This window comes from Psychrobacter immobilis (genome assembly GCF_904846175.1).
Classification (GTDB): Bacteria; Pseudomonadota; Gammaproteobacteria; order Pseudomonadales; family Moraxellaceae; genus Psychrobacter; species Psychrobacter immobilis_E.
In genome coordinates this window covers 481015-498186 of sequence record NZ_CAJGZM010000002.1, presented here as the reverse complement: position 1 = coordinate 498186, position 17172 = coordinate 481015, and the positions used below count along the sequence as shown (strand labels likewise).

Here is a 17172-nt window from a genome sequence, read left to right as displayed (position 1 = left end):
ACTCATGTCTTTGTTTTTGACACTTCTAATCACTTGTGCTCGAAAATCTGCTGAATAGGTCATTTGTTCTTCTGCCATTTCGCTTGTTTTAAAACGATTGTATCTTATTTAAAAAGAACTGACTATAGATTTTAAGCAAAACTGCCCCATAAAATACTAAGGCTGATTCCAGATAGAAAAACCAAAGTTTCTTTTGGCACGTTTAAACTTATTTTTTACCAATGCTTTTCTCTTACGGATTCGCTCTCTATCGATATTAAATTTTTCATCTGCAACTTTTTCATTCTCGGCTTTGCCATTTTCCTGAATTGCAGCAGCTTTATCGTACTTGGTTTTTTCCGCCTCTTTGCTTAAATCAAACCCATTGTGCTCATCACTATTAGGATGGATATTGTCATTGTTGCTATCAGTGCTTAAATTACCTTCTGCTGGCTCAGTACCATTATTATTAGCATCATCAATGTCATCAATGTCATTTTGCATTTGAGGCTCAAGCTCAGCTTGATTGACAATCAGTTGCTGCGTCGGTAGCGCATGCTCAACATCGTATTTTTTGACAAGGGTTAGAACATCAACCAATAAGCTATCTTGTTTGCCATAAAACTCTATCGAATCGACAGCATTAATATAAGCGCGCAGTTGAATGACGTAGCAGTCTTGACGCAACTCCAAAATATTGGCCTGATTCCACTCTTGATTGGTCAGTTCGTGATCGTCCAAAAATTGATCCAATTTCTTGACCAGATTAAAGATAACATCAATATCAGCATTGCGCTTGATATATAAGTTATGTAAAAAATGAAACATATCACGTGAGGTATAATTCTCGATTTGCATCGATGAGAAGTCGCTATTAGGCACAGTGACAATTGTACGGTTCAGCGTACGCACCCGTGATGAGCGAATACCGATATCAATAACTGTACCTGCTTGATTACCGAAACTACAGTAGTCACCGATGCGTACCGGCGAATCTGCTACCACCACCACACTACCGACCAAGTTCTCAATCGTCTTTTGTGCACCCAGTGCCAAGGCTAAACCACCGACCCCAAGTGCAGCAATACCTGTGGTCAAATCAAAGCCTAAATTGCCGAAGATGACAATAACGGCAAATATCAATAACAGCGCTTTAACTACTTTACGCATTAGACCCAAGATAGAGACACGCTCAGTATAGTTTTTCTTATAACTTAAATTGACCGCACGCGTGAATATCGAGTCGATGACGCGCAATAATAGCCACGTCGTCGCCACCCAAGAGGCAATATCGCTAAAGCGTTTAATCGGCTCACGCAATGTCACTGATATGCCAGCGTAAACCATCACCTCGGATAATATCAGTGCCATGATGACGACGGTCAGTGGCAATATGACATTATCAGGTAGAGGTAACGTCTCACTTCGAACGCGAGGATAAAGCAGTTTTAATAAATGATATAGCAGCCAAACCAGAATGTAAGTGAGGATAAAACTACTGACAATAATGGCTAATGCCGCAAATATATCGGAAATTTGATAGCCAAATAGCTTTTTACCATCTAATGAGTCAATGGTGTAGCGCGAAACCAGCGTCGGCTGATAATTTTCTATAACTTCTGGTATTGAGCTAAGTGTATCGTTGGAGAACTGCCAATACTGCTCACCTTGTTTAGAGACAACTCTTTCGAGCAGCAGCGGCACGCTTTTATCACCGATATTAATCACGCCTACGTTTTCTTGGCTTGGCGGTAGCTGATCGCTTAAATTACCTTCGGGCGTATTATTAATTTGCAAATCAGGCTGAAAACGTCCGCCAGCATCTAGCGCTTGCTTAAACTGGCGCACAATAGTGGTTGGATTATCAGACTTGGATAAATTTAAATAATTACTTGCCAGCAAATAGTCATTATCACCCAATGCTTTGATAAAGCCTTGCACTGTATGGCGCGGCGTGTCACGTCCGAAAGAATCTGGTGTCGATGCATTGACCGCCTCTTCACTTTGACCACCCACACCCAATATGCTGGCTTCGGCAGCAACTGCACTATGTGAAAAAACTACGCTTAATACGCTCAATATCATCGCGAACAAAAACACCATTATCATAAGTGGTGTTTTTGTTTTTATAGATGAAAATAATGAAGGTGGCGCAGTACGAGCACTCAGATGACGCTGAATAGACAAAACGAACCTCTTAGCTTTATGAATGGCAGCACAGAAAATAAATGAAATTTGCCACTATAATAGCAATTATTAATCACAGCAATGCGTTTGATTGCATGTTTTTATTGCTGCTTACCGTAGTGCCTGCTTTTAATGCAGTTGATGGTCATCTAAAGGACTAAAAAACACTAGGAATGGCTAAGCAACCCAAAGAAACCCCCATTCATCATGAGCGCCACTCAGCGTATGCTGAATAAATATTAGGACAAAGTGGTTTATAAGTTTGCTAATTTTATAGATAATAAGCGTATGTAATCTTCGTATTACTTTTTGTAACTTTTTACTTTTAAACTCTCGTTTCTGTAACTTTTTACTTTGTTCGATTTGTCATTAAACTTTGGAATTAAATATGGCTTTACCACGTTCATCTTCGACCACCTATCTGCGATTATGTATCTTAAGTGCTTTAGGCGTATGTGCTATGAGTGCCACAGCAGCGACTGTTGATAGTAGCGTTATCAATGATAGCGAACTACCACAAGTTGAGCTTGATAAAATCGTCGTGACAGCGACGCGTACGCCGACTAAAACCAGTAATGTGATTGCTCAAACGCGGGTCATTGATAGTGAAGAGCTACAACGTTATCAAGGTCAGACAGTTACTGATGTATTAAAAAATCAGCCTGGTATTAATATTACGCAAAGTGGCGGTATGGGCACAGCCAGTAATTTTTATATGCGTGGCTTTGATAGCAAGCAAGTCTTGGTGATTATCGATGGGATACGCTATGGTTCTATCTCTTTAGGAAGCCCTTCCCTAAATTTATTATCAGCAGATCAACTTGATCGCATCGAAATTTTATACGGCGCCTCAGGCTCTAGTATTTATGGTTCTGACGCCATGGGCGGTGTCATTCAAATCTTTACTAAGGGCAATAGCGTTGATAAATCCAATGTTTCTACTAGCGTTGGTTACGGTAGTAACAATCACTACCAAGTAGGCGTAACAGGTCAGCTTAAAAATGACACTTCATCATTGAGCTTAGGTGTCAGTCGCAACGAAACAGACGGCTTTAACGTGATAGCCAATCCCGAGTCTTATGATTATAACGTGGACGATGATGGCTTTAAATCTACCAACGCCAGTTTAGCATTGCAGCATAAGCTTTCAGATTCGCTAAGCGCGGGACTGAGTGCATTGTATACTGACTCTACCACTGATATTGACTCGGCAGGAAACGCTTTTCCGAATGCCTATTCGGATCAAAAAAATGGCAGTGCAAATGCTTATCTTCAATATAAAACGCCTTTGACGCTCAGCAAACTTAGTTACGGTCAAAGTATCGATAAATCGACTTCTCATGACGCCAACTCTATTATTTATCAAGAAGGCAGTCAGTTCGATACCACCCAAGAGCAGGCACGCTTAGAGACCAGTATCAACGCGCAACCTGGTACCGTTATCATCGGGGCAGAATGGTTGTCACAAAAATTAGACGCATCAGATGTTTTAGATTTTTCAGGTTATCCTAATCCTGCTCTGCAAACCCCTTATGACCCTGACGACAGAACGGTCAAAAGTGCCTTCGTTGGTTATCAGCTTGCAGACACTTATTACGACCTGCAAGCTAACTATCGTGTAGATGACAACTCGCAGTATGGTAATGAAAGCACCTACAACTTAGGAGCGGCTATACGTCCGTTGGCCGGCATGCGAATCGGTGCCAACTATGCGACCGGATTTCGTGCACCAACCTTTAATGACTTATACTTCCCAGGCTATGAAAATCCGAACCTAAAACCTGAAAGAACGAAAAATACTGAAGTATTCGTTGAATATGCTAATGACGCTCAGACCTCAAGATTGACAGGCTATTACACAGATGCAGAAGACTTGATTGCAAATGGTAGCAACATTAATGAAGCAAAAATCAAAGGGTTGAGTTTGACCTCAGATTGGAATATAGATGCCTTTATCTTTGGTTTGGGTTATGACTATCTAGATGCGAAAAACAAAACCGCAAACAGTGCCAACTATGATCAACAACTTGCCTACCGTCCTAAAAATAGCGGTTTGATTTATATCGGTTATCAACAGCCTATGTTCGATGTTCGCCTCGAAGCCAAACATACTGATGATAGAGTCACGGCCGAAAACAATAAACTTGATAGTTATACGTTGCTTAATTTGAGTGGCGCTGTTTATATTAATCCTAATCTTCGCGCTAACTTGCGGGTAGATAATATCACTGATGAAGACTATACGCTTTCAAGCCAATTTGGTAACGTCTATGCTACTGAAGGTACCAGTTATTTCACCTCACTTACCTATGACTGGTTTTAAGCTTATTGGGTAAAAGTCAGAACTTATATATAAATAATCAAGGCTATCTATCGATGGCCTTTTTTTATGACTCAAGCACTTACCATTTATATTAGCCAATAGGTGACAAATTAACCGCTATCTATTACAATAATCACCCTCCGAGAGGTGTTGCACCATATGAATTGATGCTTACGTTTGCGCTCTATAAACAAACTAAGCTGATTAATTCCTCATGTTAGGCTCGGTAAACTGTCTGATACTAGTCACTCTAGTCTTTGACAGCATAACAACGGCACCTGCGCTATTATTCTTTTTATCATACCTTAACCACTGATAGGAGCATATTATGGACGCAGTGTCTAACACCCCATCTGCCCATACGATCGACCCCTCTTTCACTGACTATAAAGTCGCCGACATCAGCCTAGCTGACTATGGTCGCCGTGAAATCACTTTAGCTGAAGCCGAAATGCCTGCCCTCATGGGTTTGCGTCGTCGCTACGAAGCGGATCAACCGCTTAAAGGCGCAAAAATCGCTGGCTGTATCCACATGACCATCCAAACTGCTGTACTTATCGAGACTCTAGTCGCGCTAGGTGCTGAAGTACGCTGGACCTCATGTAATATCTTCTCAACTCAAGACCATGCTGCTGCTGCGATTGCAGCTGCTGGTATCTCTGTTTATGCTTGGAAAGGCGAAACAGAAGAAGAGTACGAGTGGTGCTTGCGTCAACAAATCCACGTTGGCGGTGAAGCGTCAGGTCAGCTTTGGGATGCCAACTTAATCTTGGATGACGGCGGCGATTTGACCGCTTTGATTCATAATGATTATGCAGAGCTACTCGATAACATCCATGGTATCTCAGAAGAAACCACCACTGGTGTGCATCGTCTGGTTGAAATGCTGAATAAAGGCACGTTAAAAGTACCTGCTATCAACGTCAATGACGCCGTTACCAAGTCTAAAAATGACAATAAATACGGCTGCCGTCATAGCTTAAATGACGCCATCAAACGTGCTACTGATATGTTCCTTGCTGGTCGTCGCGCTTTAGTCATCGGTTATGGTGATGTTGGTAAAGGCTCTACGCAAAGCTTACGTCAAGAAGGCATGATTGTCCGTGTTTCAGAAGTTGATCCTATCTGTGCGATGCAGGCCTGTATGGATGGCTTCGAAGTATTATCACCGTATATTAATGGCGATAACACTGGCGGCGCAGAAAACATCAATACCCGTCTACTCGAAGATACTGACATGATTGTCACGACTACCGGCAACTATCATGTTTGTGATAGACACATGCTAGCTGCGCTAAAACCTGGTGCCGTCGTTTGTAACATCGGTCACTTTGACACTGAAATTGATACACAGTTTATGCGTGACAACTGGCGCTGGGTTGAGATCAAGCCACAGGTGCATCAAATTTTCCGCTCAGATGATGAAAACGATTATCTGATTTTGCTTGCTGAAGGTCGTTTGGTAAACTTAGGTAATGCCACTGGTCATCCATCACGCGTGATGGACGGCTCATTTGCTAACCAAGTATTGGCGCAAATGTATCTGTTTGAAGAAAAATTTGCCGACTTGCCAGCTGATACGCGTGCTGATAACTTATACGTTAAAGTATTACCAAAGAAACTAGACGAAGAAGTCGCTGCTGCGATGGTTGCAGGCTTTAACGGTACCTTAACGAAGCTGACTGAAAAACAAGCTGAGTATTTGGGGGTGCCTGTCGAAGGTCCGTTCAAGCCTGACGCTTATAAATACTAAAAGGAGCCAGACTGTGACTAAGCCTGCTATCTCCTTTGAGTTTTTCCCCGCCAAAACTGAACAAGGACACGAAAAGCTACTCAGTACTTATGATGAGCTGAACAAGCTGTCCCCTGCGTACTTTTCAGTGACCTATGGTGCTGGCGGTTCAACCCGTAGTCGCACTTTAGATATCGTTCAAGCCCTGTGCGCGCGCGGTAACACGGATATTGCGCCGCATATGTCTTGTATCGGCGACGATAAAAGTGAAATTGCTGAATTGCTCGATCTTTATAAAGGTTTGGGCATCAAGCGCTTAGTCGCGCTACGTGGTGACTTGCCATCGGGGCAAGTGGGCATGGGGGAACTGCCGTTTGCGTTAGACTTGGTTAAGTTTATTCGCGAATATTCAGGTGATCACTTCCGTATTGAGGTCGCAGCCTACCCTGAAATGCATCCACAAGCACGTAGCTTTGAGCTTGATGTTGAGAATTTGGTCAATAAATACCAAGCTGGCGCTAACGCATCAATTACGCAGTTTTTCTATAACGCCGATAGCTATCTATATCTGCGTGATAGCTTAGAAAAACGCGGTATTGATACGGTTGCACAGCCATTGGTCGCTGGCATTATGCCGATTACCAACTCAAGCAATTTAGTACGCTTTGCCGATAGCTGTGGCGCTGATATTCCACGTTATGTGCGTAAGCGCTTGGCTGACTTTGGCGATGACCGTACTGCTATTCGCGAGTTCGGCTTTGATGTCGTTTATCGTTTATGTGAGCGATTGATTGCCGAGGGCGTCCCTGCCATGCATTTTTATAGCATGAATAAGGTTGAGCCAAACAAGCGCTTAGTCGAAGCGTTAGGTTTGATTGCTTAAATATTTATTGAATGTATTGCTTAATGACTGGCGTTCCTAGGAGCGCCAGTCTTTTTGCTATGGGAATTGCACTTATGCAAATTCTACTAAAGATAATCCCTTTACCCACTCAAATGATATTCTGCTAATATATTTCAAAACAATATGATTAAATTATAGGAATAAGTAACTTTGCGACGTTTCTTTTATGCCACCAGTAGTGACAGCAGTGATAAAAACACCCCAACCTACCCTCAACTTAGCACCTTGCCTATCGGTGCTAGCGTCGAACTAACTGAAAACATCGTCCATCATTGGTGCCGTGTATTACGAGCAAATATTGGCGATCAAGGTATTTTATTTGATGGCTTTGGCGGTGAATATCAGGTACAGCTCAATACCATTAGCAAAAAACACGCCTCTGCAACGTTATTGGCGCACGTAAAAACTGACCGCAATGCCGCTATATTGACGAAAATTGGGCTGGTGATGAGTCGTGGTGAACGTATGGATTACGCCATTCAAAAATCGACTGAGCTTGGCGTGGCCGCTATTCAGCTGCTGAGCAGCCATCATGGCGAGGTCAACCTAAAACCTGCGCAAGTAGAGAAAAAACTGGCCCATTGGCAGCAAGTTGCCATCGCTGCCTGTGAGCAATGCGGTCTTAACCGTCCACCTCTTATTATCGCGCCATTATCGATTGATGACTGGTTAAATAAGACAGCGAGTAGTGATATAGCAATGGCGGTCAGCCCTATAGTAGCTGAGCTAAGTAAAGATGCTTATTACCAAGTACTACAGCAACCAGCAGATTTGCGCCTGCAACTGAGCGTGCCAGCAGCAGGACAACTCCTAATGCCTGAGGCGCTACCCGTCGTTTTAAAACAACATGCGCCTTATATCGAATTATTAATCGGACCTGAAGGCGGGCTCAGCGCTGATGAATGCGCCAAAGCCGCTGACATCGGTTTTCAACCTTGGCAAATTGGCTCAAGGGTTTTACGTACCGAAACCGCGCCTGTCGTTGCCTTAGCGACATTGGCAACATTGGCGACCCTGCATGCTTTAAGTCTTTAGGCATCAAATTGCCACTGTCACAGCGCCATTTATTATTCAATTTGATGTTATGAGTCCCATTATGACTGATTTTATCCCTATGCCAATATCAGATAAACAGCAATTATTGGTCAAACTATGCGAGCAATTTGAAGACGCCATATTCATATTGGACGAAAAATTGCGCTATCTGTCCGTCAATGCGAATTATGAGCTGATGCTTGGCTATACAGAAAAATTTTTGCTTGGACGTCCGCTTGGGATATATGCTGCTGAATTTTTGTCAGAAGATGAACAAGCGGTGCTCAGAAATCTGATTAACAGTTTAGACAGCACAGGATTTTGTGAAATGGATTTTTCGATGGCAAACCGTTATGGACAAATCCTCGACTGCCATATCACCTATCGCAAAATCTATTTAGAAAAAATTCCTTATTACGTCGGTACCATTCGTAATATGGCGACGCTGGTTAAAAACAGAAAAAAGGTCGTGCACCTGCTGAATTATGACCAACTTACGGGACTGCCGAACCGTAAAGTATTTTTAAGTCAAACCAGTGAATTGTTATTAGAGAGCTATCAAGAAGTGGTGGTTGTGCGTTTTAACATTGACCGTTATCGCAACCTTGCCAGCTTATTGGGACCGGATTCTATCAATACCTTGGTAGAGAATTTTGTCTTACGTATTGCCGAGTTAGAGCTGGATGATTTACGCTGTTTTTCTCATTTTGGTGGCGATGACTTCGCCCTATTGTTTGAATGCAATGATGCCAACATGGTGCGCCATCAGTTAGACAGTCTCATGCAAATGTGCGAGCGCCCTTTTTTCTTAAATGACAGTACCAAGACAGAAACACAAGTCTATTGCCATATCTCTGTTGGGGTGAGCTATTTTCCTGAAAACGGTAATGAGTTTATCAGCTTGCTCACCAAAGCAGAAAAAGCATTGAATTATGTCAAACAGCAGGGCGGCGATGATGTGTGTTGGTATCATAAAGCCATTAATGAGATGAATGCGCACAATATACAGTTGGAATCAGAGCTGAGAGCTGCCACTAATGAAGGGCAATTTGTGCCTTATTACCAACCTAAATTCGCCTTAGATACGGGCGTGATTAGCGGTTTTGAGGCTTTGGTGCGCTGGCAACACCCTACCCGCGGTTTACTAAGACCCGCGGAGTTTATGGATGCGGTTATTTCTCATAAACTGTCGTTTGAGCTATTTTCACAAATGGGTTCTCAAATCGCCAAGCAATTAGCCGTTTGGCAAGCTTTGGACTTGCATCAGCACATCTGTATCAATGCCGATGCCGCTGAATTCAGCCATCCTGATTTTTTTGATTTGGTCAGCGACTTATTAGTAAGCCATAAACTTGCCGCTCACCAGCTGCACATTGAAGTGACCGAATCCTCACTGATACAGCGCCATGCCGATGTCAAAAAGCAACTGGACTTACTTAAAGAGCTCGGTATCTGCCTTGCGCTTGATGACTTTGGTACCGGTTATGCTTCGTTAAGCTACTTACAGGAATATCCGTTTGACTTTATTAAAATTGACAAAAGTTTTATCTCAAAAATTACAGACGACTGTACACAGCGCGCGATTGTCAAAGCGATTTTGGATTTAGCGGAAGCGCTTGATATGCAGGTTATCGCTGAAGGCATCGAAAACGAGCAACAACGCGATTTACTGCTCAGCATGGGTTGTCAGTACGGTCAAGGCTATTGGTTTGGTAAGCCAATGACGGCTGATAAGGCAACTAAGATGCTAACGCAACAACATTTGTCTGAAAACAAGCTCTCTTAATATATTGCCATAAAAGCATGTTGATTGAGTATTCCTACAATTATTGTTAAGCTTTTTACTCTGTAGGGTCGATGATATATAGGATGCAAGACAGGTTGGTGACTTATCAGTATTGTCACCAAACTTGTATATTTACCAGTGAACGCCTATCTTTTACCAAGAATTTACGAATACAGTCATAATTCTTTTTACTCTTCTCACTCTATTTCATATAACCGGTGTTGTTGTCTGCTATTGACACAGACAATCCTCATACTAGTAACACTCGAGCGACTCAGATTTCAATGATGAAAATCAATGATAGTCGCCGTATTACTGCCGGTCGCACCCTAAAAAAGGACAGGAAGTTATGCAATATAAAGCACCCCTACGTGATATCCAATTCGTGATGCATGAGTTACTTGACAGCGAAAGCCACTACAAAACCTTGCCTGCATTCCAAGAAGCCGATCGCGAGTTGATGGATAGCCTGTTTGAGATGGCGGCAAGCTTTGCTGAAAATGAGCTGTCACCATTAAACCAAAGCGGTGATGCTGAGGGCTGTCAGTTTGATAATGGTCAAGTGACCACGCCAAAGGGCTTTAAAGAAGCCTATAAAGCGTATTGTGAGCTTGGCTTCCCAGCCTTGTCTGCTGAAGAAGATTTTGGCGGTCAAAACATGCCGTTCTCGTTATCAACCGTCATTAATGAGATGGTTGGTACAGCGAACTGGTCATTTTCTATGTACCCTGGTCTATCACATGGCGCGATTCAAACCATCGAGCATCATGGAACTGATGAGCAAAAACAAACCTACTTAGAAAAAATGGTCAGCGGCGAATGGTCAGGTACCATGTGTTTGACTGAAGCACATGCCGGTTCTGATTTGGGTATTATCCGCACCAAAGCCGAGCCTAATGATGACGGCAGTTATAGCATCACTGGTCAAAAAATCTTCATTTCAGCTGGTGAGCATGACTTAACGAATAATATCATTCATATTGTCTTGGCTCGTCTACCAGGCGCGCCTGCTGGTACAAAAGGTATCTCACTGTTTATCGTTCCTAAAGTAACGGTCAACGAAGATGGTAGCCTAGGTGAAAACAATAACGTCGTTTGTGGCTCTATCGAACACAAAATGGGTATCAAAGCATCAGCAACTTGTGTGATGAACTTTGATGGCGCAACGGGTTATCTGATTGGCCCTGAAAACCGTGGTTTACAGTGCATGTTTACCTTTATGAACGTGGCGCGTATTGGTACCGCAGTTCAAGGTTTAACCGCAGCAGAATATGCGTTCCAAGGCTCATTAACTTATGCCAAAGACCGCCTAGCAATGCGTTCATTATCTGGTGTTAAAGCGCCAGAGAAAGTTGCTGACCCTATCATCGTTCATCCAGCCGTTCGTAACATGCTATTGACCGAAAAAGCCTTTGCTGAAGGTGGTCGCGCCTTAGTTTATTACCTCTCACATTTTGCCGATACCGTTGCAAAAGGCGAAGGCGATGCGCTTAAATTTGCTGATCAAATGCTGTCACTATTGACACCGATTGCTAAAGCGTTCTTGACTGAAACTGGTCTAGAAGCGGCCAATCATGGCGTACAGGTTTATGGTGGTCATGGCTTTATCAGCGAATGGGGTATGGAGCAAAACGTGCGTGATACGCGCATTGCTTGCTTATACGAAGGTACCACTGAAATTCAAGCACTTGATTTACTAGGTCGTAAAGTATTGGGCTCACAAGGCAAACTGCTTGCAAACTTTGTAAAAATCATCCAAACATTCTGCGAAGAAAACCAAGACAATGATGCAATGGGTCAGTTTATCCGCCCTCTTGCCAAACATCTAAAAGAATGGGGCGACTTGACTGCACGCATCGGCATGCAAGCCACTGAAAACCCAGATGCAGTTGGCGGCGCTGCTGTTGATTATATGTATTTCAGCGGTTATGTGACGCTAGCCTACTTATGGGCACGCATGGCATTAGTAGCACAAACTGAACTTGCTAATGGCACTAGCGAACAAGCCTTCTATGATGCCAAAGTAAAAACCGCTCAGTTCTACTTTGCTAAGTTACTGCCACGCACCACTACTCATGTACAGCGTATCGCTACTGGTGTTGAGCCGTATATGACGATGGACGTTGATCAGTTTGCATTTTAATTTATAAAAATTTGAAATGTTTATAATGTAGTATGGATTTTAACGCGCAGTTCTTATCGGCAACATACTTAGGTGTGTTGCCGATTTTCTTAATACAAATTTAGGGAATGACGCTGCCAAGACAACAGCTTTGCTAAATAATCACTATTTTTGGTGTACGCATAATTCACGAACAAATACACCTCTCGATACGCTAATTTGCTAAACTTTAGCTATCTATGGTTAAGCTACGCTCAAAAGCACAACTGAATGCTTTCGCCCTACTTACTTTTATTCATTTAAACCAAAGGAATGTTTATGGCTGTTTATAATGCCCCTCTTAACGACATGCGCTTTATTTTAACTGACGTCTTTAAAGCCCATGAATTTTGGCAAAACAACGAAAACCTTGCTCATGTTGACATGGAAACCGTCGATATGATTTTGGAAGAAATGGCAAAACTGTCAAAAAACGTGTTATTACCTATCAACCGTAGCGGTGATGAAGAAGGCGCAACCTTTGAAGGTAATGGCGTTGTAACCACTCCTACTGGCTTTAAAGACGCTTATAAGCAGTACGCAGAATCAGGCTGGGTTGGTTTAAGCGGTAACTCTGAATACGGCGGTCAAGGTTTTCCAAAAATGGTTACCATGCTGACTGAAGAGATGGTATTCACAGCCAACCAATCATTTGCTTTATATCCAAACCTAACCGTTGGCGCGACACTTTGCCTAAATGCGGCGGCTTCTGAAGAGCAGAAGCAAACCTATCTAGAAAAAATGTATAACGGTGAATGGGCAGGTACCATGTGCTTGACCGAGCCGCATGCGGGTACTGACTTAGGTATTATCAAAACCAAAGCCGTGCCTAACGATGATGATAGCTACAATATCTCTGGTACCAAAATCTTTATCACCGGCGGCGAGCATGACCTAACTGAAAACATCATCCATTTGGTATTGGCAAAAACGCCGAATGCACCAGAAGGCTCGAAAGGTATTTCGCTATTTGTGGTACCAAAATTCTTGGTCAATGAAGATGGCAGCTTAGGCGAGCGCAACACCTTGGCGGCTGGCTCTATCGAGCACAAAATGGGAATCAAAGCCTCTGCTACTTGTGTGATGAACTTTGACAACGCCAAAGGCTGGATGGTTGGCGCAGAAAACACTGGTCTGTCTTCAATGTTCATTATGATGAACTATGAGCGTGTGACCATGGGTCTGCAAGGCCTTGGTGGTTCTGAGCTTGCTTATCAAAACGCGGCGCTATATGCCAATGACCGTGGTCAAGGTCGTAGCGATACCCAAATTCAAAGCCCAGAAAAACCTGCCGATGCGATCATTCATCATGCCGACGTACGCCGCATGCTGTTAAATGCAAAAGCCAACACCGAAGCGTCACGTTGTTTTGCGATGTACGTAGCCAAAAATCTTGATCAGGAGAAATTTAGTACTGATCCAGAGGCCGCTCAAGCAGCCGCTGCGCGCGTTGCCCTATTGACGCCAGTTGCTAAAGCTTTCTTAACAGATAAAGCGCTAGAAGCAACTATTGATTGCCAGCAAGTATTCGGCGGTCACGGCTATATCCGCGAATGGGGTATGGAGCAAATCGTCCGTGATACGCGTATCGCCCAGATTTATGAAGGCACCAACGGTATTCAAGCGCTTGATCTATTAGGTCGTAAAGTGGCGAAAAATAATGGCAAATATGTCACCCATTTCTTAGGTGAGATTCGTGATTTTGTCAATAATATGCAAGCGGATCATGGTATCAAGCAAGCAACGCTAGAGGCGGCCGATACGATTGAAGATCTAACCACTGCTGTGCTTGGCAATATTAGCTCACGTAAGAGTGAGATTAATGGCTGCGCCGTTGATTACATGCATGCCTTTGGTTACCTTGCCTACTCGTACATGTTTGCACTAATGGTCGAAGCCGCTAACGGTAAAGAAGGTGAATTCTATACCAACAAAGCCAAGCTTGCCGATTATTTCGTTGGTCGTATCTTGCCACGTATCGATGCTCATTCGCAGATGGTCAAGGCCGGTAGCGATCCAATGATGAACTTTGATCTTAGTTACTTTGATGTACCTGCTAGCTAATTGTTTACTTTTATAATAAAGTAAGCCGTACCGCACTACGATAAAAGGGACAGTAACGTTACTGTCCCTTTTTTTGCCAAAAATATTGTCGCATTAATTAAAGCAACTGAAGCAATCAAAACTAGAATTAAAATAACAATCGACTGAATGAACGGCACAGCAGCACAATAACTGCTAACAAAATAATTAACCGCCCATGCGTCGTTACGATTAAAATAACGCAGAGTGATGCGCATTAAAATTAGTAAAAATACTTGTAATTCTTACATTAACAGCAAGCAAATTAACGAGCTGAAAATTGGCAATGAATACTTTCATTCATTGCCACATTGATAACGACAATAGTTAATAGCCACTAAAAGAACATATATCCTTGCACATACTGAATAATAACAATGATTGAAATAACCACCATAAGGGATGCGATGTGTCAGAAATAAAACACATTTTACAACAGATTACTGCCTTAAGTGATGTGCCAGATCCTGCGGTACTCAAACGCTTAATCGATGAGCTACGCGTCAGTGATAGAGAGCCCACATTAGCCAATCAAAACATTCAAGAGCTGATTGATATTTTACGTCAACATCCAGAATATGCCGACGGACTATCCAGCTTTGTCTTAAAACTTATTATTGAATACCGCCAAATCGCTTTATATACCGATACTGGCATCATGTCGGATCAGGGCTTTTTTAATAGTCTACGCCGCCTTATCGGTCATCGTTTTTTACCGCTGTTGCCACAAGAAGATTCGGTTGTAGAATTGGTCGGTTATCTATTTGATAAACGTTCTGATGAGCGTTGGCTCGCCCTTATCGAAAAAGACGAATGGGATGAATTAGTTGGCCTCCTCAAGGTTAATGAGCAGCATTTAAACTTGGTGGCGACGGCAAAAAACAGTATTTTGAACGCTATTATCATTTTATCGTATCGTATTAGCGGCATTGGCTTGCATCCAGATTTGATGGAATTTTATCCGCAAATGCTCAATTATTCAGCGTCATTTGTGGCACAAAATCAAGAAGCGGTATTATATGTGAATCAATACCGAGAAGCACATGAGCTTGATACTTTAACCGACATCATTCCTGAAAAAGCGGTAGACCCTGCGCCTTTGTTGGTTATGATTGAGCAATGTGAAGATATCGTTGCCACTATCCGTAAGCGTATTTATAAAACCGGTATCTCTATTCGCTTAACCAACATGATGCTGCGTTTGGATCAAAGTCTACAGCGGATGCGTATCCTAACCGAGCTGGTAGCAGACAATTATGATAAGCGTGATCAGGCCATCATTGAGCTCATTCAAGCGCTGATTACCACTGCCAGTCGCCGCTATAGTATTGGTTATTTGATTGACAATAATACCAAGCTGCTATCGCGCAAAGTCACCGAAAATGCCAGCCGGGTCGGCGAGCACTATATTAGTACCGATAAAACCGGTTATCAGAAGATGTTTAAAAAAGCCTCTATCGGTGGCTTTATCATTGCTTTTATGGCGACCACTAAGATATTGGCCTACCATCTGGCGCTTGCACCGATGGGACGCGCCTTTATTAACAGCATGATTTATGGTTTGGGTTTTGTTTTTATTCATATCGTCCACGGTACGGTCGCCACCAAACAGCCGGCTATGACGGCAGCGGCAATCGCCTCTACCATATCTGACGGTTCTGGCAAAAAATCGCACCAGTTAAATAAGTTATCAGAATTAGTGGTCGACATTTTACGTACTCAATTTGTCGCGATTATGGGTAACGTCATGGTAGCAATACCAGTTGCCCTGATTATCTCGTTTGCGTGGTTACAATATACCGGCGCACCTATGATCAATACCGACAAGGCTGCGCACTTATTGCATGATCTTGACCCATTTCACTCCTTGGCTCTCCCCCATGCGGCTATCGCAGGCGTGTATTTATTTTTATCCGGTCTTATCGCTGGTTACTATGATAATTTGGCGGTCTACAACCAAATCGGCGCCCGTATTCAGCGTCACCGCCTTCTACAATACTTATTACCCAAAGCATGGTTACAGCGTTTAGGCGGCTTTATAGAAGCCAACCTTGGCGCCATTATGGGTAACTTTTTATTTGGGGTATTCTTAGGCAGTACCGCTACTATCGGTTTCTTATTTGGCTTGCCTATTGATATTCGCCATATTGCCTTTGCCTCGGCGAACCTGGCGCATGGACTGTTTAATATTTCCGCCAACCAATGGGATTGGCAGATTGTATTTATCTCCATCTTGGGCGTTGCTCTTATCGGTATGGTCAACTTAATGGTAAGCTTTTCGCTGGCATTATTTGTGGCACTACGCTCTAAAGAAGTCAAATTCATGGATTGGAGCCGTTTAACCAAGCAGCTTTTTAGTCACCTGCTTACCCATCCTTCTGACTTTATCTGGCCGCGTGATAAACCCATGAAGTACGCTCGCATTGACAGTCAAGGACACATGATTTTTGATGATACGAGTACTCATAAAGGTGGACAAACCATACCCAATAATTATGTCGTGCGCCGTTTGTCTGATGTAAAAATATTGCCTAAATCTAAGCAAAAAAGTATGCAAAATGAGCAGGCTATTACAGACATAGATTATGATAATAATATCTCAAGTAGTGAAACTGACGCTGCGCTGAAAAGTCGAGAAACACAGAATACCAGCAAGCAAATGAGTGCTAAAAAAGTCATTGACCTCGATGATGGACTGATAGATGAGGAGCTAAATAGCGTTCCTTACAGCAGTGATATTCAATACGATAAAGCACATAAAGCCTTTAACGAGAATAATGAAGCGACTGGCAATTATGAACATGATGATAGCAATCCTGAAAATAAAGCTGCTGGCGATGCCAAAACGCCGCTACCTAAACCAAAAAAACCACCAAACCTACCCAGTTAATGGGGCGGTTTTGGTGGCTTAGTCTTAGCAAACGGTTTAAGTGCAAATTAAGCGTTAAGTTGTTTTTTTACGGTTTTTATCTAAGACAATGGT

9 protein-coding genes are annotated in these 17172 nt (G+C 42.8%); 8 read left to right on the top strand and 1 reads right to left on the bottom strand.

Annotated elements, in window-relative coordinates; all coding sequences use genetic code 11:
* Positions 1 to 156 precede the first annotated feature (156 nt).
* Positions 157 to 2166, bottom strand: coding sequence for a mechanosensitive ion channel family protein (locus tag JMW39_RS04600; protein WP_227679302.1), 2010 nt, complete (start codon positions 2164 to 2166; stop codon positions 157 to 159).
* Between the two features lie 388 nt (positions 2167 to 2554).
* Here JMW39_RS04600 and JMW39_RS04595 point away from each other — a divergent pair, with 388 nt between their 5' ends.
* From JMW39_RS04595 to JMW39_RS04560, 8 genes are all read left to right on the top strand, one after another.
* Complete coding sequence (locus JMW39_RS04595; protein ID WP_201544262.1) at positions 2555 to 4489, top strand: TonB-dependent receptor; 1935 nt, start codon at positions 2555 to 2557, stop codon at positions 4487 to 4489.
* A gap of 328 nt (positions 4490 to 4817) precedes the next feature.
* Positions 4818 to 6242 (top strand): adenosylhomocysteinase, encoded by a 1425-nt coding sequence (gene ahcY, locus JMW39_RS04590; protein WP_201544261.1) that lies wholly within the window; start codon positions 4818 to 4820, stop codon positions 6240 to 6242.
* A 13-nt stretch (positions 6243 to 6255) separates the two neighbouring features.
* On the top strand, positions 6256 to 7104 hold the full coding sequence (locus tag JMW39_RS04585) for a methylenetetrahydrofolate reductase (protein ID WP_201544259.1): 849 nt from the start codon (positions 6256 to 6258) through the stop codon (positions 7102 to 7104).
* A gap of 171 nt (positions 7105 to 7275) precedes the next feature.
* Positions 7276 to 8160, top strand: a complete 885-nt coding sequence (locus JMW39_RS04580) for a 16S rRNA (uracil(1498)-N(3))-methyltransferase (RefSeq protein WP_201544257.1) — start codon at positions 7276 to 7278, stop codon at positions 8158 to 8160.
* 61 nt (positions 8161 to 8221) lie between these two features.
* On the top strand, positions 8222 to 9946 hold the full coding sequence (locus tag JMW39_RS04575; protein ID WP_201544255.1) for a putative bifunctional diguanylate cyclase/phosphodiesterase: 1725 nt from the start codon (positions 8222 to 8224) through the stop codon (positions 9944 to 9946).
* 349 nt (positions 9947 to 10295) lie between these two features.
* The gene (locus JMW39_RS04570) at positions 10296 to 12089 is read left to right on the top strand and encodes an acyl-CoA dehydrogenase C-terminal domain-containing protein (protein WP_201544253.1); all 1794 of its coding nucleotides are present in this window, start codon (positions 10296 to 10298) and stop codon (positions 12087 to 12089) included.
* Positions 12090 to 12386: 297 nt separating this feature from the next.
* Positions 12387 to 14171, top strand: coding sequence for an acyl-CoA dehydrogenase C-terminal domain-containing protein (locus JMW39_RS04565; protein ID WP_201544251.1), 1785 nt, complete (start codon positions 12387 to 12389; stop codon positions 14169 to 14171).
* 427 nt (positions 14172 to 14598) lie between these two features.
* Positions 14599 to 17079, top strand: coding sequence for a site-specific recombinase (locus tag JMW39_RS04560; protein ID WP_201544249.1), 2481 nt, complete (start codon positions 14599 to 14601; stop codon positions 17077 to 17079).
* Positions 17080 to 17172 lie beyond the last annotated feature (93 nt).